Consider the following 24,130-nt stretch of genomic DNA (forward strand, 5'->3'; position numbering starts at 1 on the left):
CTGTCTCTCAAGTATCGTTTTTTTAACGCGCGGTAAGGCCGCGACTCGACACAGAATACACAAAATAGCACGGTCGTTCAATTTTTATTTTGCGCTGCACGGCGCCGTCTGGCGGGCGATGCGGCACGGCCCGGCGGGTTCAAACGCGTGTGCTGCAGCACGGATTTTTTGCCCGCTACGTGACGGTTTTGATAGAGTCGCGCATTTCGTTCGCCGGGTGCCCACCAGGCGCGGGAACGTCTCGTCACATTTCGTCGATTTGATTCGCGATCCGAGCAAAATCGACCACTCTGTATCCATGTCAGAACACGCTACCCCGTCTTCAGAGACGCCGGGCTTGCGCCGCACCTTGCGCGCGCGCCATCTCACCATGATCGCCATCGGCGGGTCGATCGGCACCGGGCTCTTCGTGGCCTCTGGCGCGTCGGTCTCGCAGGCCGGCCCCGGGGGCGCCCTTGCCGCCTACATCCTGATCGGGGCGATGGTCTATTTCCTGATGACTAGCCTGGGCGAGCTTGCCGCCTATATGCCGGTTTCCGGGTCGTTTGCCACCTACGGCGCGCTGTACGTGGACGAAGGCTTCGGCTTCGCGCTCGGCTGGAACTATTGGTACAACTGGGCCGTGACGATTGCCGTGGAGCTGGCGGCCGCGCAGCTCGTCATGCATTACTGGTTTCCCGATGTGCCGGGCGTGCTGTGGAGCGCCGTGTTCCTCGCCATCATGTTCCTGCTCAACGCCATCTCGGTACGCGGCTTTGGCGAGGCGGAATACTGGTTCGCGCTCATCAAGGTCGTCACGGTCGTCTTCTTTATCGGCATTGGCCTGGCGATGATCTTCGGGATCATGAAGGGCGGTCCGCAATCGGGCCTGCAGAATCTGACGATCGGTGATGCGCCGTTCGTGGGCGGGCTGCCGGCGATGATCGGCGTGGCGATGATCGCGGGGTTCTCGTTTCAGGGGACGGAGCTGATCGGCGTGGCGGCTGGCGAATCGGCCGACCCTGCCCGCACCATTCCGCGTGCGGTCAAGCAGGTGTTCTGGCGCATCCTGCTGTTCTATGTGCTGGCCATCTTCATCATCGGCGTGCTGGTCCCGTACACCGATCCGAATCTGCTGTCGACGGAAGTCACCAACATTGGCGTGAGCCCGTTCACGCTGGTGTTCAAGCATGCCGGCCTGGCGTTTGCCGCCGGGCTGATGAATGCGGTGATCCTGACGGCCGTGCTCTCGGCGGGCAACTCGGGCATGTATGCATCCACGCGCATGCTCTACAACCTCGCCACCGAGGGCCGTGCACCGCGCATCTTTGCGCAACTGACGCGGAACGGTGTGCCGCGCAATGCCTTGCTGGCCACGACCGCCGTCGGTGCACTGTGTTTCCTGAGTTCGCTGTATGGCGACAAAACGGTCTACCTGTGGCTGCTCAATACGTCCGGCATGACAGGCTTCGTCGCATGGCTTGGCATTGCCATCAGTCACTACCGCTTCCGCAAGGGGCTGGTGGCGCAGGGGCATGATCCGGCGCAGTTGCCGTACCGCTCCAAGTTTTTCCCGTATGGTCCGCTGTTCGCGTTCGGGCTGTGCCTGGTCATCACGCTCGGTCAGAACTACCAGGCGTTCACGAGCGGCACCGTCGATTGGCCGGCGGTCATCGCCACCTACATCGGCATCCCGGTCTTCTTCCTGATCTGGATCGGCTACCGGCTGGTGCGTGGCGGCGGCATCGTCCGTTACCAGGACATGCACTTTCCCCGTCCGCCCGTGCTGCGCGATTCGCTGGCCGGCCAAGACCCCGGTCCCGAATTGCCGACCGTCCCGAACCGCACGCAGTAACTACACCCGCTCCGCCAGCCGTTTGCACACCATCCGGCCGGCGTTTTTATTGGGGCGCCCGCTCCGGCGCCACCGGCTATGCATACACCCATCACCCCCACCGGCCTCGAAGCCCAATCCGAACTGCGCCGACGCCTGCGCTCGCGCCACCTGATGATGATCGCCCTGGGCGGCGCCATCGGCACGGGGCTGTTCGTTGCATCCGGCGCGTCCATTGCGCAAGCTGGCCCCGGCGGCGCACTGCTGACCTACACGCTGATCGGCGTGATGGTCTATTGCCTGATGACGAGTCTCGGCGAGCTGGCGGTGCACCTGCCAGTCTCGGGCTCGTTCGTGACATACAGCCGTTTGTATGTCGAAGAAGGCTTCGGCTTTGCACTCGGATGGAATTACTGGTTTGCGCTGGCCGTGTCCGTTGCCGTGGAACTGGCCGCCGCGCAACTCGTGATGAAGTACTGGTTCCCGGGCGTGTCGGGCATGGTGTGGAGCGCCGCGTTCCTGCTGCTGATGTTTGGCCTCAACGCCTTTTCCGTGCGCGGCTTTGGCGAGGCGGAATACTGGTTCTCGATGATCAAGGTCGTGACCATCGTCGTGTTCCTGCTGATCGGCCTGGCGATGATCTTCGGCATCATGCACGGCGGGCAGCAGTCGGGTTGGCAGAACTTCACCGTGGGCGATGCGCCCTTCGTGGGCGGCGTGCCGGCCATGGTCGGCGTAGCGATGATTGCCGGGTTCTCGTTCCAGGGCGTCGAAACCATCGGCGTGGCCGCCGGCGAGGCAGAGAACCCCTCCCGCACGATCCCGCGCGCCATCCGCCAGACGTTCTGGCGCATTCTGCTGTTCTACGTGCTGGCAATTCTGATCATCGGCGTGCTGCTGCCGTACACCGATCCGAACCTGCTGCGCAATGAAGCGACGGACGTCGGTGTCAGCCCGTTTGCGCTGGTGTTCCAGCATGCGGGCCTCGCATTTGCGGCCGGGATGATGAATGCGGTGGTGCTGACCGCGCTGCTGTCGTCCGGCACGTCGAGCCTCTATGTGTCGACGCGGATTCTGTACGACCTGTCGCTAGAAGGTCAGGCACCGCGCTGGTTTGCCAAGGTATCGGGCAACGGCGTGCCGCACCGCGCGCTCGTCGCAACGTCCGCCGTGGGTGCGCTGTGCTTCTTCAGCTCGTTGTTTGGCGATCAGGTCGTCTACCTGTGGCTGCTGAATACGTCTGCGGTGACGTGCTTCATCGCCTGGTTCGGCATTGCGCTGGCGCACTACCGGTTCCGCAAAGGGTTCACCAGCCAGGGGCATTCCGTGACGCAACTCGCGTATCGGTCGCCGTTCTTCCCGTTCGGGCCGATCATGGTGGCGATCCTGTGCGTGGTGATCATTCTTGGGCAGAACACCAAGGCGCTGTTTGCGCCCGTGGATAACTTCGGCGCCTTCATCGCAACGTATTGCGGCGTGATCCTGTTCGTGGCGATCTGGCTGGCTTACCGCTGGAAGTTCAAGACGCGGTTTGTGAAGTATTCGGAAATGCAGTTCAGCGCCGCGCATCTCCAACAAGCCGAGGCGACCACGGAAGCCACTGCGGCGCGTACTGTCGTCAACTGACCGCCATGAAAAAGCCCGCACGGTTGTCCATGCGGGCCATCTGTACGCCGCGGTTCGACCTGCGGCGTTTAAACCTCCAGCCACTCCTGCCGGACTTTCGCATCCGCCTTCAATTGCTGGGGCGTCCCCTCAAAGACGATCTGCCCGTGGCCCATCACATACACCCGCTGTGAAATGTCGAGGGCAATGGCCAGTTTCTGCTCCACCAGCAGCACGGAGATCCCCCGCTCCTTGAGCGTCTTCAGATACTCGCCCACGAGCGTCACGACCAGCGGCGCAAGACCTTCGGTGGGCTCGTCGATGATGATGAAATCGGGATCGCCCATCAGCGTGCGGCACAGCGTCAGCATCTGCTGCTCGCCGCCCGACAGCACACCGGCCGCCGTATTCTCGCGCTCCTTCAGCCGCGGGAACATCTGGTACATGTCTTCGACCTGCCAACGCGGCTTGGGCTGACTGGGGTTGCGCTTCTCGCCAAGCAGCAGGTTCTGCCGCACCGTCAGCGTGGGGAAAATATCCCGGTTCTCGGGCACATAGCCGATGCCCTTGTGCGCCACTTCGAAGGTTCGCAGGCCGCTCACGTTCTTGCCGCGCAGCAGGATTTCGCCTTCGTGCCGCACCATGCCCATGATGGACTTGGCCAGGGTCGAACGCCCGACGCCGTTGCGGCCGAGCAGCGCAACGATCTCGCCCTCGCCCACGTGCATGTCGACGCCGTGCAGGATGTGGCTCTTGCCGTAGTACGCGTGCAGGTCGCGCACCTCCAACATCGGAGTGTTCGTTGCCATCAGTGCGCTCCTGCAGGTTCGTCCAGCGTGGTGCCGAGGTAGGCCTCTTTCACGCGACGGTTGTTGCGAATGGCTTCGGGTGTGTCAGTGGCGATCACTTCGCCGTAGACGAGCACCGAGATGCGATCGGCCAAGCCAAACACGACGCTCATGTCGTGCTCAACCATCACCAGCGTCTTGCCGACGGTGACCTTGCGAATGAGATCCACCGCGTGGTCCGATTCGGAGCGGCTCATGCCGGCGGTCGGTTCGTCCAGCAGGATCACGTCCGCGCCGCCCGCAATGGTGATGCCGATTTCCAGCGCGCGTTGCTCGGCATACGTCAGCAGGCCCGCAGCGGCATCACGCCGGTGCGTCATGCCGATCTGCTCAAGCACTTCTTCCGCACGTTCGCGTGCGTCGCGCAATTCGGCCAGCTTGTGCCAGAACGAATACTTGTAGCCGAGGGACCAGAGCACCGCGCAGCGCAGGTTCTCGAACACCGACAGGCGATGGAAGATGTTCGTGATCTGGAAGCTGCGCGACAGGCCCTTGCGGTTGATCTCGAACGGCGCCAGGCCGCTGATCTCCTCCCCGTTCAGTCGCACGCTGCCCGAGCTGGCCGGGAAGCGGCCCGAGATCAGGTTGAACGTGGTCGATTTGCCGGCACCGTTCGGGCCGATGAGCGCATGGCGCTCGCCCTTGCCGATGGTGAGGTTGACCCCTCGAATGATTTCCGTTGCGCCGAAACGCTTGCGAACATCGCGCAACTCGAGCGCTGCGGTCGGACCGGATGTCGGTTGGCTCATGGTTGCAGCTCCTGCAATGCGTTGTCCCAAGCGGCGCGCAGCTTGCCCGCTGCGGCGCGCAGGCCGAAGGCGCCCGCCAGCCACAGCACGGCGGCGGCAATCCACGGCTTCAAGGTTGTCGGTTCGACGGTCAGGCCAAACAGCTTCGCGACACCACCGGAGGCATCGTCCTGCACGGCGTAGATCATTTCCACGGTGGAAATCAGCGCAATCAGCAGGACGACCGCCGGCACGATCGCCACGCCATAAGCCGGCAGCAGCGTCTTGAGCTTGCCGCGCCGCAGGATCGGCAGATGCATGACCAGCAGGCTGGCGATGCCGCCCGGCGCGTACATGACCATCAGCACAAAGAACAAGCCCAGATAGAGCAGCCACGCCTTCGTGATGCCCGACAGCGCGACGGTGAAGAACACCGTGAGCACCGCGCCGATGATCGGCCCGAAGAAACTGCCCATGCCGCCAATGAATACCGCCAGCAGCACCGAGCCCGAGCGCACGGCCGACACGTTCTCGGCGGTGACGATCTCGAAGTTGATGCACGACAGCGCACCCGCAATGCCCGCGAAGAAAGCCGACAGAATCACCACCAGGAAGCGGACGCGCTGCGTGTTGTAACCAATGAATTCCACGCGCTCGGGGTTGTCGCGCACCGCGTTGGCGATGCGGCCCAGCGGCGTCTGCGTCCATGCATACATCAGCGCCATCGAAATCAGGCACCACGCGGCGATCAGGTAATACACCTGCCGCGCCGGGCCAAACGTCACGCCAAGCAGCCCTTCGCCGATGCTGCGGTTGGTCGACACGCCGCCCTCGCCCCCAAAGAAGTCCGGGAACATCAAGGCGCTGGCGAACACCATCTCGCCGATACCCATGGTGATCATGGCGAACGTCGTGCCGGCCTTCTTGGTGGTGACGTAGCCGAAGATGACGCCGAACAGCGCGCCGCCCAGGCCGCCGGCAATCGGCAGCAGGGCTACGGCCAGCGGGCCGCCCATGCCCAGCGCCTGCATGGCGCCGATCTTGTTGAGCAGGTGCACGGCCATGAAGGCGCCCAGACCGGAATACACCGCGTGCCCGAACGACAGCATGCCGGACTGCCCGAGCAGCATGTTGTACGACAGCGCGAAGATGATCATGATGCCCATCTGCGAGAGCAGCGTGATCGCAAAACCCTGGGGCCAGATGAGCGGCAGCACGATCATCACCAGTGCCGTCGTGCCCCAGAGCAGCCAGCGGGCGAGATTGATCGGCTTGAATTTCATCGTCCGCGCACGATCGTTGGCCGGCAGCGCGGCTTGTTGTTGCGCTTGTTGGTGCATGGTGCGTTCCATTTAGCTCTCCCGCGTTCCCATCAGCCCGCGCGGGCGGAAGATCAGCATCAGCACCAGCAGCAGATACGGCAGCACCGGTGCGACTTGCGCAATGGTCAGGTTCCAGACCGAGATGAGCGGCACGTCGGGGTTGAGCGTGACGCCGATCTTCCCGAGCAGGCTGGTCACCGAAATATCGAGCGTGACGGCAAACGTCTGGATGCAGCCGATCAGCAGCGATGCAATGAATGCGCCCACCAGCGACCCCATGCCGCCCACGACCGCCACCACGAACACGATGGAGCCGACCGCAGCCGCCATCGACGGCTCCGTCACAAAGGCATTGCCGCCGATCACGCCTGCCAGGCCGGCCAGCGCGCAACCGCCACCGAACACCAGCATGAAGACGCGCGGCACGTTGTGGCCCAGCGCTTCCACCATGTCCGGGTGCGTCAGCGCGGCCTGAATGACAAGCCCGATCCGCGTGCGTGTGAGCAGCAGGAAGATGCCGAGCAGCATCAGCAGCGACACCAGCATCATGAAGGCGCGGTACTTCGGAAACGACGACGTGAACAGCGTGAACAGCGGGCCATCGAGTGCGTCCGGCACGCGATACGGCACGGCGGGCAGGCCCCACACCAGCTTCACGCCCTCTTCAATCAGGTAGGCCAGCCCGAAGGTGAACAGCAGTTCGGCAACGTGGCCATAGCGGTGCACCGTGCGCAGGCCGAAGCGCTCGACCACTGCGCCCAGCGCGCCCACCAGCAGCGGCGCCACGATCAACGCGGGCCAGAAACCCAGATAGCCGCTGACGACATAGGCGAAATACGCGCCCAGCATGTAGAAGCTGGCATGCGCAAAATTGAGCACGCCCATCATGCTGAAGATCAGCGTCAGGCCTGAAGACAGCATGAACAGCAGCAGCCCGTAGCTGATGCCGTTCAAGAGATTGATGACTAGAAATTCCACGCTGCAGCCCTTCCAGCAGGTTCGGCGAAGCATGGGCCGCACGCATCAAAGCGCTGGCCCATGGACTCCGTTTAAAACATCGCCGCACGATAGCATCGGGCGGCCCTTCGGCACACCACCTGCCGCGTTATTGAGGACGCTTCATCTGGCAGGAAGTCGGCTGCGACGCGACGTACTGATCGAGCACCGCGTCAGTCTTCCAGCCGTAGCCGGTGTTTTCCTGGTCGAACTTGACGCTCTTGCCGTCGGTCTTTTGCCAGGTGGCGATGAAGAGCGGCTGCTGGCCCTGGTGGTCAGACGCGCGCATCTCGAAGGTGCCATTCAGGCTGTCGACCTTCATGCCTTCGAAGGCCTTGGCCACCTTGGCAGGCTCGGCCGACTTGGTCTGCTTGATGGCCTTGGCCAGCATGGCGATGCCGGTGTACGACGCCATGAGGTAGAAGTCGTCGTTGTACTTCTTCTTGTAGCCCTCGACGATATCGGCGCCCTTGTAGCCGTCGTTGTTGACGTTCCAGTAGGCGACGAACTTCACGTGGTCGGCACCGGCCGAACCCATGGCTGTGGGCACGCCCGTCGTGGCGGCATAGTAGGTATAGAAGTTGGCGTTGAGGCCCGCATCCTTGCCGGCCTTGATGAGCAGTGCCAGGTCGCTGCCCCAGTTGCCGGTGATGACCGTATCGGCGCCGGACGATTTGATCTTCGACACATACGGCGAGAAGTCCTTCACCTGCGCCAGCGGGTGCAGATCTTCACCCACGATCTCGATATCCGGACGCTTGCGCTTCAGGTATTCCTTGGCCGCACGCGCAACCTGATGCCCGAACGAATAATTCTGGTTGATCAGGTAGACCTTCTTGACCTTCGGATCCTTCGCCAGGAAGCTCGTCAGCGCTTCCATCTTCATGTCGGAGTTGGCGTCCAGGCGGAAGTGCCAATAGTTGCACTTGCTGTTGGTCATGTCCGGATCCACCGCGGCGTAATTCAGGTAGATGATTTCCTTGCCCGGATTACGCTCGTTGTACTTGGCCACGGCGTCTTCCAGCGCCATGCCGACGCTCGAGCCGTTGCCCTGCACGATGTAATGGATGCCCTGATCGGCGACCTGCTTGAGCACGGTCAGGCTCTCCTGCGGCGAGAGCTTGTTGTCGAAGCCGACCACTTCGAACTTGGTGCCGTCGCCGGCCCAGTTCTTCTGCGTGGCGAGATCGGCGATGTACTGCCAGCTGCGCAACTGGTTCTGGCCCAGTGCGCCCATCAGGCCGGACAACGGATCGATCCAGGCGATCTTCACGGTTTCGGCGGCGGACGCTGCAGTAGGCAAAACTGCCCCACCGATCGCCGCAACACATGCAACAGCCACAACCAACGGACGGAACTTCGTCATGCGTGTCTCCTTCATGTGGTGGAGCCGCCGGCGAGTCACTCTCCGCGTGCCTCTGGTGGGCCTGCGGCTGCTTGCGTCTCCAGGTTGCAACGCGCCCGGGCTTCATTCCGCTGCATGAAGGTTCGATGCGTAGCGGCCGGCCCTGATCCGGTTGTCTTACGTCCGCCGTCCTCGTGCCGGAGTGGCTCCCCTGCACGGGCGGCGGTTTCTATGTCTAACTAAGCCTGTACAGCGGGAAACTGATAATCCTTGAACTGCTCGCGCAGCTTGAGCTTTTGCATCTTGCCGGTGGCCGTGAGCGGAATTTCGGTGACGAACACCACGTCGTCCGGAATCCACCACTTGGCAACCTTGCCTTCGAAGAACTTGAGCATCTCCTCACGTGTGAGTTCCACGCCGGGCTTCTTCATCACCACCAGCAACGGGCGCTCGTCCCACTTCGGGTGATGGCACGAAATGCATGCGGCCATGTGCACGCCGGGGTGCGCAGCGGCCACGTTTTCCACATCGATGGACGAAATCCATTCGCCGCCCGACTTGATCACGTCCTTGCTGCGATCGGTGATCTGCATGTAGCCGTCGGCATCGATGTTGGCCACGTCGCCTGTCGGGAACCAACCATCCACCAGCGGCGACACCTCGTTGCGGTAATAGCTCTGGATGGTCCAGGGCCCGCGCACGTAGAGATCGCCGAAAGCCTTGCCATCCCACGGCAACTCGTGGCCCTCGGCATCGACGATCTTCATCTCGACACCGTAGATGGCGCGGCCTTGGCGCTCCAGCACATGCTGCTTGGCCTCATCCGGCAGATCGGCATGCTTGCCCATCAGCTTGCACGTGGTGCCCAGCGGCGACATCTCCGTCATGCCCCACGCGTGGATGACTTCCACGTCCAGCTCGTTGAGCGTGCGGATCATGGCCGGAGGCGCTGCGGAGCCCCCGATGACCGTACGGCGGAACGTCGAGAACTTCAACTTGTTGGCCTGCACGTGTTGCAGCAGGCCAAGCCATACCGTCGGCACGCCAGCGGAGAACGTCACCTTTTCCTGCTCGAACAATTCGAACAGCGAAGCACCGTCCAGTTTCGGCCCAGGGAAGACCAGCTTGGCGCCCACCAGCGGCACCGAATACGGCAGCCCCCACGCGTTGACGTGGAACATCGGCACCACCGGCAGGATCACGTCCTGGGCCGAACACCCAAGCGCATCCGGCATGGCCGAGGCATACGAGTGCAACACCGTGGATCGATGCGAATACAGCGCGCCCTTGGGGTTGCCCGTGGTGCCCGACGTGTAGCAAAGGCTGGACGCGGTGTTCTCGTCGAACTGCGGCCAGGTGTAATCGGCGCTCTGCGCGTCGAGCAGCTCTTCGTAGCAGAGCATCGGCACGCTGGAGGTCGGCATGTGCGCGCGATCGGTCATCGCCACCCAGCCCTTCACGCTCGGGCAATGCGGTGCGATGCCCTCGACGAGCGGCACGAACGTCAGGTCGAAGAAGACGTACTGATCGTCTGCGTGATTGACGATGTAGGCGATCTGGTCCGGGAACAGCCGCGGGTTGATGGTGTGGCACACCGAGCCCGAGCCGGAGACGCCGTAATAGATTTCAAGATGGCGATAGCCGTTCCAGGCCAGCGTACCGACACGCTCGCCGGGCTGCACGCCCAGTGCGGCCAACGCATTCGCCAGTTGCTTGGAACGGTCTCGCACTTGCCGGTACGTGGTGCGATGGATATCGCCCTCGACACGGCGCGACACGACTTCAGTCGAACCGGAATTGCGCGCTGCATGTTCGATGATGGTCGAGATGAGCAAAGGGGTGCTCATCATTTGTCCCATCAGGGCCATGGTGTCTCCTAGAAAAAACTGAACAACCGTTCTATTTTTTGGCCGATTGTTCCCGTGATCGCCAAGCACGTCAACGGGATATTGTTGTGCGCTGCCACATCGGCCCCCATGTTTACCCGGCCATCTGTAAAACCCTGCGAATCGTTGTGGTGCAAGGGTTCGCAGGCTGCAGCTTTCTTTACTCGCAAGTACAATACGCGATAGCGTTGCTGCGTCTCAACATGGCGTTTTCCCCTACGCAGCGTGCGTTTTGCTGCACTGCAAACCGCACAACATTTGAGGATTCGGCACTGTTTTTGCGCCCTTTCCTGTGCTACCGGCCACTGGCCTGCCGCCCCATCCCATGACTGCCTCCCCCGCCGCCTTGCCTGACGATTCCCTTGCGAGCCATTTCGACTGGCCCGGCCGCCCCGCCACTGCCCCCGGTTTCTCGGCGCTGGGCGAACGCTTTCTGACACGCCTGCCCCCGATGCCCATGCCTTCGGGAGCGATTGGCGAACCGTATCTGGTCGGCTTCTCGCCCGATGCCGCGGCGCCGCTGGGCATCACGCGCGCCGAACTTGATACCGCTGCGGGCCTGGCCGTATTCACCGGTAACGCCGTCGCCGCGTGGAGCGACCCGCTCGCCACCGTCTATTCGGGCCACCAGTTCGGCGTGTGGGCGGGCCAGTTGGGCGACGGCCGCGCGCTGCTGCTGGCGGAATTCCAGACCGCCGATGGCCCGTGCGAAGTGCAGCTCAAAGGTGCCGGCCGTACGCCGTATTCGCGCATGGGCGACGGGCGCGCCGTGCTGCGATCGTCCATCCGCGAATTCCTCTGCTCGGAAGCCATGTCAGGCCTGGGCATTCCGACCACGCGCGCCTTGTGCGTGACCGGCGCTGACGCCCCCGTGCGCCGCGAAGAGATCGAAACCGCCGCCGTCGTCACACGCCTCGCACCGTCGTTCGTGCGCTTCGGCCACTTCGAGCACTTTGCGGCCAGCGAACAACTGCCCCAGCTTCGCGCGCTGGCCGATTACGTCATCGACCGCTTCTACCCCGCCTGCCGCAGCGAGCCTCAACCGTATCTCGCCCTGCTGCGCGAACTCGCCCGCCGCACGGCTGAACTGATGGCCGACTGGCAGGCCGTCGGCTTCTGCCACGGCGTGATGAACACTGACAACATGTCGATCCTCGGCCTCACGCTCGACTACGGACCGTTCGGCTTCCTGGACGGTTTTGACGCCAACCACATCTGCAACCACTCCGACACCGGCGGCCGCTACGCCTACGCGCAGCAGCCGCAGATCGGCTACTGGAACCTGTTCTGCCTCGCGCAGGCATTGCTGCCGCTGTTTGGCGAAGATCCCGACGTTTTCGTCAATTTGAGCGACGAAGGGCAGGCCCAACCCGCCATCGACGCCGCGCAAAACGTATTGCTGACCTACCGCGACGTCTACGGCGCAGCCTTCTATGCACGTTATCGCGCCAAGCTCGGCCTCTCCACCGCACAGGACGCAGACGAGGCACTCTTCGGCGACTTGTTCAAGCTGCTGCACAACCAGCGCGCCGACTACACATTGTTCTTCCGCCACCTCGCCGAGGTGCGCCGCGACGACACGCCCGCCGCGGCGGAAGCGCGCACCGTCCGCGATTTCTTCTTCGACCGCGCCGCCGCAGACGTATGGCTTGCCGCTTATCGCCAGCGCTTGCAGGCCGAACCGCAATCCGATGACGAGCGCGCGGCCGCCATGTACCGCGTCAACCCGAAATACGTGCTGCGCAACCACCTGGCCGAAATCGCCATCCGCCGCGCCAAGGAAAAGGATTTCTCCGAAGTCGAAAACCTGCGCGCCGTGCTGGCCCGCCCCTTCGACGACCACCCCGGCTTCGAGCACTACGCACAGCCGGCGCCGGACTGGGCATCGTCATTGGAAGTGAGCTGCTCGTCGTGATCCGGTATGTCGAGATGCGGGCACGCGTGATGTGCCGGAACTGACACCGTGCTCTAATCCGCGCCTGTCAGGATTGCCGCCGCAGCGCGACAAACAACATCAGCCGCCAGACGTTCTCACCTTGCGGTGGCCGAATCCAACAAGGAGTCTCATCACCATGACCGTCAAGAAATCCGACGCCGAATGGCGCGACCAACTCTCCGACATCGAATACCGCGTCACCCGCGAAGCGGCCACCGAACGCCCCTTCACCGGCAAGTACTGGGACCACTGGGAGCGCGGCGTCTACAACTGCGTCTGCTGCGGCACACCGCTGTTTGAATCGTCGACCAAATTTGATGCCGGTTGCGGCTGGCCGAGCTACTTCCAACCCATCAACGGCGAGGTGATCGCCGAGAAGACCGACCGCTCGCACGGCATGTTGCGTATTGAAGTGCAGTGCAAGAACTGCGGCGCGCACCTTGGCCACGTGTTCGAAGATGGCCCTGCACCTACCGGGCTGCGGTATTGCATCAACTCGGCTGCGCTAAAATTCGGCGATTGATCTTCCCTAATGGCCCGTAAAGGCCCGCATAAGCGCGTTCCCGCATGAAATTCCTGTTCGATCTGTTCCCGGTCATCCTGTTCTTTGCTGCCTTCAAGGTGGCCGGTATTTATGTGGCGACCACCGTCGCGATGGTCGCCACCGTGCTGCAGATCGCCTGGGTGTGGTTCAAGCACCGCAAGGTCGACGCCATGCAGTGGTTGTCGCTGCTCATCATCGGTGTGTTTGGCGGCGCCACGCTCATCTTCCACAACGAGACCTTCATCAAGTGGAAGCCGACGGTCCTGTACTGGCTGTTTGGCGTGGTGCTGCTGGGCAGCGTGGTGTTCGTTCGCAAAAACCTCATCCGCGCCATGATGGAGCAGCAGGTATCGCTGCCCGAGTCGATGTGGGGCCGACTGAACCTGGTGTGGGCGCTCTTCTTCCTGATCATGGGCTGCCTGAACCTCTACGTGGCCTACAACTTCGACACCGACGTGTGGGTCAACTTCAAGCTGTTCGGCTCGATGGGCCTGATGGTGGTGTTCATCCTTGCGCAAAGTGTCTGGCTGGCTCGCCACATGCAGGAGCGCCCTGCCAGCGCGGCCAACGACGCCAACATCGGAGACGACCGCTGATGGCTGCAGATCCGCGAGAAATCGAACGCCTCCTGCGCGAGGCCTTCCAGCCCGCCCACCTCGTCGTTGAAGACGACAGCGCCAAGCATGCCGGACACGCCGGCGCAGCCTCCGGCGGTGGGCATTACAACGTCGAAATCGTCAGCGCAGCCTTTGCCGGCAAGAACCGTTTGGCGCGTCATCGCATGGTGTATGATGCGCTGCACACGCTGTGGCCAGCGGCAATTCATGCCCTGGCGATCCGCGCGGTCACTCCCGAAGAAAACACGTAAGCGCATTCCACGCTCACTCGTCCTTCCCTCGAACGCAATCCCATGAAGATTTCCAGCCTCACTGCCAGCCTGCTGGCTGTTGCCTTTGCTGCGACCGTTGCTCCCGCCATGGCGCAGAATGCCGCGGTGGTCAACGGCAAAGCCATTCCGAGCGCCAAGGTGGACGCGCTGATCAAGAAGTCGGGCCAGCCCGAATCGCCTGAGCTGCGTGCCAAGGCCCGCGACATGCTGGTCGACCGTGAACTGATCGAGCAGGACGCCGCCAAGCGCGGTCTACTGGAGCGCGACGACGTTCAGGAGCAGCTGGCTTCCGCACGCCTGAACGTGCTGGTGGCCGCCGAGTTCGAGGACTACGTCAAGAACAGCCCCGCCACCGAAGACGAACTGCACAAGCAGTACGACAAGATCAAGGCGCAGTTCGGCAACGGCAAGGAATACCACGCCCACCACATCCTCGTGGACAAGGAAGCCGACGCCAAGGCCATCATCGCCAAGCTGAAGGCCGGCGCGAAGTTTGAAGACATCGCCAAGGCGCAATCGAAGGACAAGGGATCGGGCGCGAACGGCGGCGATCTGGACTGGGCAAATCCGGGCACCTACGTGCCGGAATTCTCGGCCGCGCTCACCGGCCTGAAGAAGGGCCAGATCACGCAGACGCCGGTCAAGACGCAATTCGGCTGGCACGTGATCCGCCTGGATGACACGCGCGACGCCAAGATCCCGTCGTACGAAGACGTCAAGCCGCAGCTGCTCGAGATGATGATGGGCGACCAGAACTGGCAACGCAGCAAGTTCCAGGCGATGCTGAAAGAGCTGCGCGAAAAAGCAAAGATCCAGTAAGCAGCCGCCCGTTGGGGCAGTGAAAAAAGGGGCCGCGTGCCCCTTTTTGATTTGATGGCCGGGTTGCATCGCACGCAACCGGAATACCCCACCGGCACCCCCCGAGTTCTTTTGAAGTGTTTGCTGAAAAGCAGTGCGATTTGTCCCATAATGTGCGCCCACGTGCGCCGACATTGCACTGCTTCGGTGCACTCACGCATCAACAGAGTCTGAAAAACCAACCACGCCGGCACGGGCACATCCCGCTCGCCGCCAGAGCGAAACCACCCAAAAGGAAACAGGAGATCCTTATGTCCACGTTCAAGCACGCTTTGCGCATTGCGGCGCTCGCCGCCATTCCGATGGCCCTGCTGCAGGCTGCACCGGCACTGGCCCAGGCCACCAAGTCGGTCGAAGTGCTGGCCATCGTTGAGCACCCGGCGCTGGACGCCATCCGCGACGGCGCCAAGGAGCAGCTCAAGGCCGAAGGCTTCGACGCAGGCAAGAACCTGAAGTGGGAATACCAGAGCGCGCAAGGCAGCACGGCCACCGCTGCGCAGATCGCCCGCAAGTTCATCGGCGACAAGCCGGACGCCATCGTTGCCATCGCCACGCCGTCGGCGCAGGCCGTTGTGGCTGCCACCAAGTCGATCCCCGTCGTGTATTCGGGCGTGACGGATCCTGTCGCCGCACAACTGGTCAAGAGCTGGGAGCCGACCGGCACCAACGTGACCGGCGTGTCGGACAAGCTGCCGCTGGACAAGCAGATCGCCCTGATCAAGCGCGTGGTGCCGAATGCCAAGCGCGTGGGCATGGTCTACAACCCGGGCGAAGCCAATTCGGTTGTGGTGGTCACCGAGCTGAAGAAGCTGCTGTCGGCGCAAGGCATGACGCTGGTGGAGTCGGCGGCTCCGCGTACGGTGGATATCGCGCCGGCCGCCAAGAACCTGATCGGCAAAGTCGACGTGATCTACACGAACACCGACAACAACGTGGTGTCAGCGTACGAATCGCTGGTGAAGGTGGCCAACGAAGCGAAGATCCCGTTGGTGGCCGGCGATACCGACAGCGTCAAGCGCGGCGCCATCGCTGCGCTGGGCATCAACTATTACAAGCTGGGCCAGCAGACCGGCAAGGTCGTCGCCCGCATCCTGAAGGGTGAGAAGCCGGGCGCGATTGCCTCGGCCGGCAGCACCGACCTGGAGCTGTTCGTGAACGAAGGCGCGGCCAAGAAGCAAGGCGCGACCCTGTCGGCCGATCTGCTGAAGGACGCCAAGGAAGTCATCAAGTAACTCGCAAGGCGCCGGGCCGGCCTCCGCCCGACGGAGCCGTCCTGGCGCGGGTCTGGCTGCCCGAGCCGCAACGTGGCTATCCGCCGCATAATGGCCGGGCGCTTACGCTCCTACCCGAAAGCGTCCCCGTTCATTGCACACCGGCCGGTGCCCGACCACCGCGCCCTACTCTGTCATGTCACTGTTTTCATTGCTCGGCGCCCTGGAGATCGGTCTGATCTTCAGTCTCGTGGCGCTCGGGGTGCTGATCTCCTTCCGCATCCTCAATTTCCCTGACCTCACAGTCGACGGCAGCTTCCCGATGGGGGGCGCCGTGGCAGCCACGCTCATCGCCGGCGGACACGATCCGTTCATGTCGACGCTGGGCGGCACGCTGGCCGGTGCGGTTGCCGGTTTCATCACCGGCTGGCTCAACGTGCGCCTGAAGATCATGGATCTGCTCGCCAGTATCCTGATGATGATTGCGCTCTACTCGGTCAACCTGCGCATCATGGGCAAACCGAACGTGCCGCTCATCTCCGAGCCGACGATCTTCTCGCTGCTGCAGCCGGAGTGGATGCCCGACTACGTGTTCCGCCCGGTGCTGCTGGGTGTGGTCGTGGTGGTCGTCAAGCTGCTGGTGGACTGGTTCTTCTCGACGCAGATCGGCCTGTCGCTGCGCGCGACCGGCGCCAACCCGCGCATGGCCCGCGCGCAGGGCGTCGCCACTGGCGCGGCCACGCTGGCCGGCATGGCGCTGTCCAACGCACTGGTGGCGCTTGCTGGTGCGCTGTACGCGCAAACGCAGGGCGGCGCGGATGTGTCGATGGGCATTGGCACCATCGTCATCGGCTTGGCCGCCGTCATCATCGGCGAGACCGTGCTGCCGGCACGCCGCCTGGTGCTGACCACGCTGGCCGTGGTGGTGGGCGCGATCCTGTATCGCTTCTTCATCGCCCTGGCGCTCAACAGCGATTTCATCGGCCTGCAGGCGCAAGACCTGAACATGGTGACCGCCGCGCTGGTGGTGATCGCGCTCGTGCTTCCCGGTGTGCGCCGTAAGGTGTTCGGCAAGCTCGCCAAGAACGGTACCAAGGGGAACTGACATGCTGAGCGCACAAGGACTCACCCTCACCTTCAACCCGGGCACGCCCATCGAGACGCGCGCGCTGCGCGGTCTGTCGCTGGACATTCCGGCGGGCCAGTTCGTCGCCGTGATCGGCTCCAACGGGGCCGGCAAGTCGACGTTCCTGAACTCCATCAGCGGCGACCAGCTGGTCGACTCCGGCCGCATCACGATCGACGGTGAAGACGTCACTCGCAAGACCGCGTGGCAACGTGCCGACAAGGTCGCCCGCGTGTTCCAGGATCCGATGGCCGGCACCTGCGAAAACCTGACCATCGAAGAGAACATGTCGCTGGCCATGTGCCGCGGGCAACGTCGCGGTTTCTCGTTCGCCACCAACCGCAAGTGGCGCGAGATCTTCCGTGAGCAACTTCGCCGACTGGACCTCGGTCTGGAAAACCGCCTGACCGATCGCATCGGCCTGCTCTCGGGTGGCCAGCGCCAGGCCGTGAGCCTGCTGATGGCCTCGCTGCAGCCGTCGCGCATCCTGCTGCTGGATGAGCACACCGCCGCGCTGGACCCGAAAACGGCCGCCTTCGTGCTGGAGCTGACCGCCAAGATCGTCTCGGAGAGCAAGCTGACGACGATGATGGTGACGCACTCCATGCGCCAGGCGCTCGACTACGGCGATCGCACGGTGATGCTGCACCAGGGCAACGTGATCCTCGACGTGCAAGGCGAGGAACGCCGCGGCCTGGACGTGCCGCACCTGCTGCAGAAGTTCGAGGAAACACGCGGCGCCAAGGTGGACGACGACGCGCTGTTGCTGGGCTGATCCATCGCACCAACATCACATCGACGGGCTCCCTTGCGGAGCCCGCGACATTTCCGCTCCATGACCAAGGCCCACCGCCCTGCCATCAGCATCTCGCCCAATCCGCACGCGGACGATTCGCCGACGCTGTCAAAAGGCCAGCGAGCCTTCAACGCGCTGATCAAGCAGATCGAGAATCGGCGCAACCGGCTGGCGGACTGGGAGACGGCTACCGTTCAGTTCCAGGGCCGATATGCCGGCGAATTCTTGCCGCTGGAGCGTAGCCGCATCGCATTGCAGGTCCGCTTGGTGCGCAGCCTGGACCAGGTCTACGAGCACGATGCCTTCACCAAGGCCGAACGCCGCAAGATCTCCGCGCTCATCATCGATCTCGCACGAGACTTGATCGATGAAGACGCGAGCCTGAAGGCGCTCTACAACAAGTACAGCGGCACGGACTTCGACCGGGAAGCCGCAATGCAAGCCGCCGAGATGAAGGCAAGGCTGGAGGCCGCACTCGGCGTCGGCCTGGGCGACGACGCTGATGTGCATTCGGAAGAGGCGCTACTGCAACGCGCCCGCGAGCACCTCGCGCAACGGGCTGAGAAAAAGGCTGCCGCCGCAACCAAGCGTGAAGCCCGCCGGGCCGCGCGAAAGAAATCTCCGAAGCAGCTTGCGGCAGAAGCGCGTGAGGAAGACGAACAGGCGCAGATCACCCTGTCCATCCGCGAGGTCTATCGCAAGCTCGCCAGCGCCCTGCACCCCGACCGCGAAACCGATCCGCAGGAGCGGGACCGGAAGACGCGGCTCATGCAGCGCGTCAACGAGGCTTACGACAAGAACAACCTGCTGCAACTACTCGAATTGCAGCTTGAGCTGGAGCACATCGACCAGCATTCGATCAACCGGATCAACGAAGCGCGGCTGACGCACTACAACCAGATCCTGAAAGACCAGGTGCGGGAGCTGGACCGGCAGATCCATCGTGTCGAAACGACGTTCCGATACACGTACGGGTATCAGCAGTTCGAAGCGCTGCCGCCGGACGCCGTCTTGCAAAAGCTGGATCTTGACATCGCAGCGCTGCGCCAACAGGTGCGCAATATCGAGCAGGACCTTGCCGCCTTCGACGATTTCCGCGACGTGCGGCGCATGCTGAAATCCCGCACGACGTTCGACTGACGGCCTGCCGAGCCGCGCGTCGATCCAACAGAACGGGCACCCGAAGGTGCCCGTGTTTTTGACTGCGATCAGCCGATCAGAAGCGGTGTTGCAGGCCCGCCGTCACACCGACCTGGTTGTTGCCATAACCCACCACGTCGCGCGACAGGCTCACGTTCTGGCCGTTCTTGGCCTTGGCATAACCGGCAGACAGATACGCCGTCGTGCGCTTGGACAGCGCGTACTGGCCGCGCACGGAGAACAGGATCGGATCGGCATCCGTGCCGTCCTTGATGTTCTGCTTGTACACCGCGCCGTACAGCGTGAAGGCCGGCGTCACGTCGTAGCTGGCACCCGCCCAATACATGTCGCTGCGCAGGCTGGCGGTGGCCGTGGTGAACGCGCGCTTGTAGTTGCGATAGCCCGCGAACAGCTTCAGTGCGCCGAAGTCGTAGCTGGCGCCGGCGTGAATGCCCTGGATGTAATCGGTCGTGTCTGCTGGCGTGGTGCTGGTGCCTGCGCCGTTCTGGCGATCCCACGTGACGGCTGCCGAGAAGCCGCCCACGCTGTAGCCGACGCCCAGGTCGTACTTGGAGCTGCTCTTGAAGTTGCCCGCTGCCTCGCCAAAGCCCACGGTGGCGCCCAGCTTCAGGCCGCCAAACGTGCCGTCATAGCGCACGGCGTTGGAAGCGCGCGAGAACAGGCCATCCTTGCGGTCGCCCGTTGCCGTGGACGAGGTCGCCCACGAGTAGTTCGGCGCGTAGCCCATCGGGTCGTACGGCAGCATGAAGTCGTACGTCGTGGTGAAGGTGCGACCGGCGACCACCTGGCCGAAGCCGCCCGCCAGCCCCACCACCGCGCGGCGGTCGAACAGCGTGTTGTCGGTGTCGAGCTTGCCGGTGTCGATGGCGATGCCGCTTTCCAGGTTGAACACGGCCTTCAGGCCGCCGCCCAGGTCTTCGGTGCCGCGCATGCCCCAGCGCGATGTGTTCTTGCCGCCCGAGACGAGGCGCGTGGCGCTGCCGCCGTTCGGGCCGGCGTGGTTCACATACTCGATGCCCGAATCCATGATCCCGTACAGGGTCACGTTGGACGATTGTGCGGCGGCCGTGCCGGCCGTCGTCGCGGTGGCGAGCGCAACCACCGCCAGCGCCATCGAAGTCTTGTTCATCTGGTCTCCCTTATTCGTTGTCCTTGCGCAAAAGCCTCAGTCACAGGGCCTTTGGGCGGGACGGATCGTATGAGGGGCGCACTTTCAGTTCACTTTCGATTGACGGGAAAATGCGGGGCTGTGTCGCGGCGTTCTCGGGGGTTTCCCTAGCTTCAAAACATGCGGCGATGTCTGTATTCCTCTGCGGCTGATTGAGAGACGTCCCGATATGCGCATCCTGTTGGTGGAAGACAACCTGAAGCTGGCCAGCACGCTGGAAGAAGCCCTCGGCCAGGCCGGCTTCACGGTCGATTGCGTGCATGACGGCCACGCGGCCGACTTGCTGCTCACCACGCAGGACTACGCGCTGGCCATTCTCGACATTGGCCTGCCCCGCCTGGACGGGCTGGAAGTGCTGCGCCGCCTGCGCGCCCGCAAGAACCCGCTGCCCGTGATGATCCTCACTGCACACGGCGCCGTGGAAGAACGCGTGCGCGGCCTGAACCTCGGTGCTGACGATTACCTTGCGAAACCGTTCGACCTGACCGAAGTCGAAGCCCGCGCCCGTGCGCTCATCCGACGCAGCCACGGCCACGAAAGCACGCAGCTGCAATGCGGCCCGCTGCACTACGACGGCATCAGCGGCGCCTTCACGCTCCATGGCGAACTGCTCGCCCTCACCGGCCGCGAGCGCGCCGTACTGGAAGTGCTGATGCTGCGCGACGGCCGCGCCGTCAACAAGGCCGCCATCTCGGAAAAGATCTTCAGCATCAACGAATCCGTCAACGCCGACGCCATCGAGATCTACGTGCACCGCCTGCGCAAGAAGCTCGACGGCAGCGGCGTGGCCATCGTCATGCTGCGCGGGCTCGGGTATCTGCTGGAAGCCACGGAAGGCGCTGCGCCATGAACCCGTCGAGCCTGCGCCGGCAGCTTTCGTTCTGGCTGCTGCTGCCGCTGCTGGGGTTGCTCGCCCTCGATGCGTGGCTGACTTACACGCGCGCCATGACGGCCGCCAACGCCGCGTTCGACCGCACGCTCGAAGCCTCGCTCAAGGCCATGCGCGAAGGCGTGCGACTGCGCAACAAGCAATTCGCCATCGACCTGCCGTACCTCGCGCTGGACATCCTCGAATCGGAAACGGGCAGCAGCATCTTCTACCGGATTGTCGATGCCGGCGGCGGCACGCTCACCGGCTACGACGGTCTGCCCATGCCGGGCGGCCGGCGCCCCACGCCGTATCGCACCGTCTTTTACGACGCGCTGTTTCGCGGCATGCAGGTGCGCATGGCCGCGCAGCCGCTGCCGGTGCGCGATGCGCAGTCGGCCGAAACGCAGGTCATCTGGCTGCTGGTGGGTGAAACGCTGGAGCCGCGCGAGGCGCTGGCGCACGAGATCCTGGCGGGCTCATTGCAGCAGGAAGTATTGCTGGTGGTGCTGGCCGTGGGCATCGTCTGGCTGGGCGTGCGGCGCGGCCTGCGGCCGCTGCGCCAGTTGAGCGAAACCGTGGCCGGCCGCGGCACCGATGAGCTGGCCCCGCTGCCGCAGCAAGGCCTGCCGGCAGAGGTCGCGCCGCTGGTCGAAGCCATCAATCAGTACGTGGCGCGCCTGCTGCGCATGGTGCAGGCCCGCAAGCGCTTCTTTGCCGACGCCGCACATCAATTGAAGACACCGCTGGCCGTGATCCAGGCGCAGTCCGAGCTGGCCCTGCGCGAGCCCGATGGAGAACGCATCCGCCGCCACCTCGAGCCGTTGCACGGCACCGTGCGCCAGGCCGCGCGCGGCGTGCAGCAACTGCTGTCGCTCTCGCGCCTGGAGACCGACAGCGGCTACGCCCCACAACTCCAGCCGCTACGCCTGGACACCCTGGCCGGCGATGTCGCGCTGGAACTGGCACCCGTTGCGCGCCGATCCGGCGTCGACCTCGGCTTTGAAGGCGAACCCGTGACGGTGGCGGGCGAATCCCAATGGCTCCAGGAGCTGATCGGCAACCTGCTCGACAACGCCATCCTTTATGCAGGCAACGGGGCGCGCGTCACGCTGCGGGTCAAGCGGCAGGCGATGGCGATGCTCGGCGAGCAGGCCGTGCTGCAAGTGGAAGACGACGGCCCCGGCATTGCCGTGCCCGAGCGCGATGCGGTCTTCGGCCGTTTCTATCGCGGCGCGGCATCGGAAGGCCACGACGGCAGCGGCCTTGGCCTGGCGATCGTCCGCGAGATTGCCCGCCTGCATGGCGGCACGGTGGCGCTGTCGGAAACGCCCGGCGGCGGGCTGACCGTCTCCGTCTACCTGGCGCTGGCCTTGATTGAAGAGCCGACAGCCTGAAAACGGGTTGCTGCACGACAACATCGTCGTGTAGCGGTCGCGCGTGCCCCCAAGGTGATGCACCGTTTGCGTGAAGACGCGGCGCACCATTTCCGCGCGGCTCGAATGGGCTGCTGTTCCGGCCAAATTGGTTCCATCCGGGCTCTGTTATGCCCGCCGCACGCGGGCTGGCGCACGACCTACACTCAAACAGATCACAACGACCACACGATCGGCCGCCGAGCTTGCTCGGGCAAGGCATCCGGGGTTTTCCCTATTGTGGTGCCGCGGGCCCGCACGCCCGTGGGATGTGCCTGCGCGGTGGCGGTAAATGGCTCCATCAAATAACCAGGATTGGGTCCACTTTGCAGAACAATGAGCCGCTATAGTCCATCAACAATTCGTCACAACACGGCATGTTGACCGACCCGGGTGGATCGGAGAACGGCGCGACGGGCAGCGTGGGCGCAAGCCAGCGAATGCCGCCTGCAGCGGCAGGGCTCAGGCCCGATGACCGACATGGTATGGAGGAAGCAGCAATGAAGACCGACGACGTGATCGTCAGCTTTCGCGGTGTACGCAAGACGTATGACGGCGAGACCCTCGTGGTCAAACACCTGGACCTGGACATCTACCAGGGCGAGTTCCTCACCCTGCTCGGCCCCTCCGGCTCGGGCAAGACCACATGCCTGATGATGCTGGCCGGGTTCGAATTCCCGACCGGCGGCGAGATCCGCCTCGAAGGCGCGCTGCTCAACAACGTGCCGCCGCACAAGCGCAACATCGGCATGGTGTTCCAGAACTACGCGCTGTTTCCGCACATGACAGTGGCGCAGAACGTGGAATACCCGCTGACCGTGCGCAAGCTGCCCGCCGCCGAACGTGCCGAGCGCGTGCACAAGGCCCTGCAGATGGTCCGCATGGAAGGCTTTGCCAAGCGCTACCCCGCGCAGCTCTCGGGCGGGCAACAGCAGCGCATTGCACTGGCCCGCGCGCTGGTGTTCGAGCCCAAGCTCGTGCTGATGGACGAACCGCTCGGCGCGCTCGACAAGCAACTGCGTGAACACATGCAGTACGAATTGAAATCGCTGCACGAAAAGCTCGGCGTGACCTTTGTCTATGTGACGCACGACCAGGGCGAGGCACTCACCATGTCCGACCGCGTCGCTGTGTTCGACAAGGGCATCGTGCAGCAGCTCGACACCGTGGACAGCCTCTACGAACGCCCCTGCAACGAGTTCGTCGCCAACTTCATCGGCGACAGCAACACACTGCGCGGCACCGTCACCCGCGTTGACGGCGAGTACTGCGAACTGCAGCTCAACGACGGCGCCCGCGTGGTCGGCCGCAACGTGGCCGGCGCCAACGTCGGGGCTACGGCCACGGGCTGCATCCGCCCCGAGCGCATGCGCCTGGCCGAGGGCGCCTCCGCCGCCGGCAACGCGATCACCGGTCAGACACGTGGCCTCGTCTACTTTGGCGACCACGTGCGCATGCGCTGCGCCCTGCCCGACCAACCCGAATGTTTCGTGAAGGTGCCGCTGGGCACGCGGGCGCTCGAAGGCTTTGCGCCCGGCGCGCCGATCCAGCTGGAGTTCGCACCGGAACACCTGCGCGTTTTTGCATGACGCACGCGGGCACCCCTGCCCGCATG

21 protein-coding genes are annotated in these 24,130 nt (G+C 63.7%); 14 read left to right on the forward strand and 7 right to left on the reverse strand.

Annotated features, from left to right (window positions below; translation table 11 throughout):
- Window positions 1–298: 298 nt before the first annotated feature.
- The gene (locus tag R2669_RS05385; protein WP_102067252.1) at window positions 299–1,834 is read left to right on the forward strand and encodes an amino acid permease; all 1,536 of its coding nucleotides are present in this window, start codon (window positions 299–301) and stop codon (window positions 1,832–1,834) included.
- A gap of 78 nt (window positions 1,835–1,912) precedes the next feature.
- A complete protein-coding gene (locus R2669_RS05390) occupies window positions 1,913–3,439 on the forward strand; it encodes an amino acid permease (protein ID WP_316899130.1) in 1,527 nt (508 codons plus the stop codon).
- Window positions 3,440–3,507: 68 nt separating this feature from the next.
- On the opposite strand, the gene R2669_RS05395 is transcribed toward R2669_RS05390, so the two are convergent.
- From R2669_RS05395 to R2669_RS05420, 6 genes are all read right to left on the reverse strand, one after another.
- The gene (locus R2669_RS05395) at window positions 3,508–4,227 is read right to left on the reverse strand and encodes an ABC transporter ATP-binding protein (protein ID WP_012435575.1); all 720 of its coding nucleotides are present in this window, start codon (window positions 4,225–4,227) and stop codon (window positions 3,508–3,510) included.
- Window positions 4,227–5,015 (reverse strand): ABC transporter ATP-binding protein, encoded by a 789-nt coding sequence (locus R2669_RS05400; RefSeq protein ID WP_027681415.1) that lies wholly within the window; start codon window positions 5,013–5,015, stop codon window positions 4,227–4,229. Before R2669_RS05400 ends, R2669_RS05395 begins: the two co-directional genes overlap by 1 nt.
- Window positions 5,012–6,346, reverse strand: coding sequence for a branched-chain amino acid ABC transporter permease (locus tag R2669_RS05405; RefSeq protein WP_316899132.1), 1,335 nt, complete (start codon window positions 6,344–6,346; stop codon window positions 5,012–5,014). The genes R2669_RS05400 and R2669_RS05405 overlap by 4 nt, the downstream gene beginning before the upstream one ends.
- The gene (locus tag R2669_RS05410) at window positions 6,347–7,294 is read right to left on the reverse strand and encodes a branched-chain amino acid ABC transporter permease (RefSeq protein WP_102067403.1); all 948 of its coding nucleotides are present in this window, start codon (window positions 7,292–7,294) and stop codon (window positions 6,347–6,349) included. It lies immediately after the preceding gene.
- Window positions 7,295–7,421: 127 nt separating this feature from the next.
- Window positions 7,422–8,678: a branched-chain amino acid ABC transporter substrate-binding protein gene (locus R2669_RS05415; RefSeq protein WP_316887866.1), complete on the reverse strand. Its 1,257-nt coding sequence runs from the start codon at window positions 8,676–8,678 to the stop codon at window positions 7,422–7,424.
- A gap of 218 nt (window positions 8,679–8,896) precedes the next feature.
- Complete coding sequence (locus tag R2669_RS05420) at window positions 8,897–10,525, reverse strand: 3-(methylthio)propionyl-CoA ligase (RefSeq protein WP_316899135.1); 1,629 nt, start codon at window positions 10,523–10,525, stop codon at window positions 8,897–8,899.
- Window positions 10,526–10,868: 343 nt separating this feature from the next.
- On the opposite strand from R2669_RS05420, the gene R2669_RS05425 reads away from it, so the two are divergent.
- The 9 genes from R2669_RS05425 to R2669_RS05465 all read left to right on the forward strand — a co-directional run bounded on the left by R2669_RS05425 (window position 10,869) and on the right by R2669_RS05465 (window position 19,043).
- Window positions 10,869–12,458: a protein adenylyltransferase SelO gene (locus R2669_RS05425; protein ID WP_316887869.1), complete on the forward strand. Its 1,590-nt coding sequence runs from the start codon at window positions 10,869–10,871 to the stop codon at window positions 12,456–12,458.
- A gap of 157 nt (window positions 12,459–12,615) precedes the next feature.
- Window positions 12,616–13,002: a peptide-methionine (R)-S-oxide reductase MsrB gene (gene msrB / locus R2669_RS05430; RefSeq protein WP_027681409.1), complete on the forward strand. Its 387-nt coding sequence runs from the start codon at window positions 12,616–12,618 to the stop codon at window positions 13,000–13,002.
- 44 nt (window positions 13,003–13,046) lie between these two features.
- Window positions 13,047–13,619, forward strand: coding sequence for a septation protein A (locus R2669_RS05435; protein ID WP_316899136.1), 573 nt, complete (start codon window positions 13,047–13,049; stop codon window positions 13,617–13,619).
- Complete coding sequence (locus R2669_RS05440) at window positions 13,619–13,891, forward strand: BolA family protein (RefSeq protein ID WP_065855099.1); 273 nt, start codon at window positions 13,619–13,621, stop codon at window positions 13,889–13,891. Before R2669_RS05435 ends, R2669_RS05440 begins: the two co-directional genes overlap by 1 nt.
- Before the next feature lie 42 nt (window positions 13,892–13,933).
- The gene (locus R2669_RS05445; RefSeq protein ID WP_147214102.1) at window positions 13,934–14,731 is read left to right on the forward strand and encodes a peptidylprolyl isomerase; all 798 of its coding nucleotides are present in this window, start codon (window positions 13,934–13,936) and stop codon (window positions 14,729–14,731) included.
- A 290-nt stretch (window positions 14,732–15,021) separates the two neighbouring features.
- Complete coding sequence (locus R2669_RS05450; RefSeq protein ID WP_147214101.1) at window positions 15,022–16,002, forward strand: ABC transporter substrate-binding protein; 981 nt, start codon at window positions 15,022–15,024, stop codon at window positions 16,000–16,002.
- Between the two features lie 175 nt (window positions 16,003–16,177).
- Window positions 16,178–17,086, forward strand: coding sequence for an ABC transporter permease (locus tag R2669_RS05455; RefSeq protein ID WP_004626972.1), 909 nt, complete (start codon window positions 16,178–16,180; stop codon window positions 17,084–17,086).
- Window position 17,087: 1 nt separating this feature from the next.
- Window positions 17,088–17,882 (forward strand): ABC transporter ATP-binding protein, encoded by a 795-nt coding sequence (locus R2669_RS05460; RefSeq protein WP_102067261.1) that lies wholly within the window; start codon window positions 17,088–17,090, stop codon window positions 17,880–17,882.
- Window positions 17,883–17,942: 60 nt separating this feature from the next.
- Window positions 17,943–19,043 (forward strand): J domain-containing protein, encoded by a 1,101-nt coding sequence (locus R2669_RS05465; RefSeq protein ID WP_316899138.1) that lies wholly within the window; start codon window positions 17,943–17,945, stop codon window positions 19,041–19,043.
- 76 nt (window positions 19,044–19,119) lie between these two features.
- Here R2669_RS05465 and R2669_RS05470 read toward each other — a convergent pair whose 3' ends face one another.
- Entirely contained in the window at window positions 19,120–20,193 is a 1,074-nt protein-coding gene (locus R2669_RS05470) for a porin (protein ID WP_102079821.1), read from the reverse strand.
- 208 nt (window positions 20,194–20,401) lie between these two features.
- Between R2669_RS05470 and R2669_RS05475 the strand changes: the two genes are divergently transcribed.
- The 3 genes from R2669_RS05475 to R2669_RS05485 all read left to right on the forward strand — a co-directional run bounded on the left by R2669_RS05475 (window position 20,402) and on the right by R2669_RS05485 (window position 24,104).
- On the forward strand, window positions 20,402–21,082 hold the full coding sequence (locus R2669_RS05475) for a response regulator (RefSeq protein WP_027681402.1): 681 nt from the start codon (window positions 20,402–20,404) through the stop codon (window positions 21,080–21,082).
- The gene (locus R2669_RS05480) at window positions 21,079–22,497 is read left to right on the forward strand and encodes a sensor histidine kinase (RefSeq protein WP_316899140.1); all 1,419 of its coding nucleotides are present in this window, start codon (window positions 21,079–21,081) and stop codon (window positions 22,495–22,497) included. The genes R2669_RS05475 and R2669_RS05480 overlap by 4 nt, the downstream gene beginning before the upstream one ends.
- Before the next feature lie 518 nt (window positions 22,498–23,015).
- Complete coding sequence (locus R2669_RS05485) at window positions 23,016–24,104, forward strand: ABC transporter ATP-binding protein (RefSeq protein ID WP_102067265.1); 1,089 nt, start codon at window positions 23,016–23,018, stop codon at window positions 24,102–24,104.
- Window positions 24,105–24,130: the final 26 nt, after the last annotated feature.

It is taken from the genome of Ralstonia edaphi (genome assembly GCF_958350185.1).
Classification (GTDB): domain Bacteria; phylum Pseudomonadota; class Gammaproteobacteria; order Burkholderiales; family Burkholderiaceae; genus Ralstonia; species Ralstonia edaphi.